The 506-nt window shown below is 52.4% G+C and carries 1 protein-coding gene; it reads right to left on the minus strand.

Annotated elements, in window-relative coordinates; all coding sequences use genetic code 11:
* The coding region (locus tag AAEZ03_RS25835; RefSeq protein WP_350582565.1) for an FAD-dependent oxidoreductase at positions 1 to 476 on the minus strand (476 nt) is incomplete at its 3' end.
* Positions 477 to 506 lie beyond the last annotated feature (30 nt).

A 506-nucleotide genomic window follows, 5' to 3' on the forward strand; every position in this document is an offset into this window, starting at 1 on the left:
ATACTATAGCTACGCCCAGTGCTATCGAGGACATAGATTTTTTCGTTGGATTTACCGCGCGCGTAGGCTTGATAGCCATCGCCTGAGCGATAACTCATGCCTTGAGCATCGACATCATGACCTTTGGCCGCGCGTATCCATCCCGCTTTGGATAAGATAGCGGTAATCGGCTCACTCGGTATGAGATCCGACTCTTTGAGCGCTTGCGCTTCTTCGCGTTCTGCCAATTGTGCCACGCGCTCGTTACCGTGTTCTTTCATATCGGCGGTAAGCTCATCAATCATCAGATTGGTCAGGCTGTCTGGATTGTCCAAGTATTCTTGAATGATAGCGCGTTCAGCAGCCAGCTCATCTTGCTCGCGGCGAAGCTCAATCTCTTCTAGTTTAGCGAGCTGACGCAGACGAATCGCAGCAGATAGACCCGCAGGTCCGCCGCCGACGATGATGACGTCGAATTCCATTGATTCGCGCTCAATCTCAGGCTCTGCCGCGACAGGTTCTACTAC

Origin of the sequence: Pseudomonas sp. HY2-MNA-CIBAN-0224 (genome assembly GCF_040310285.1) — a bacterium.
GTDB classification, from domain to species: Bacteria; Pseudomonadota; Gammaproteobacteria; order Pseudomonadales; family Pseudomonadaceae; genus Aquipseudomonas; species Aquipseudomonas helleri.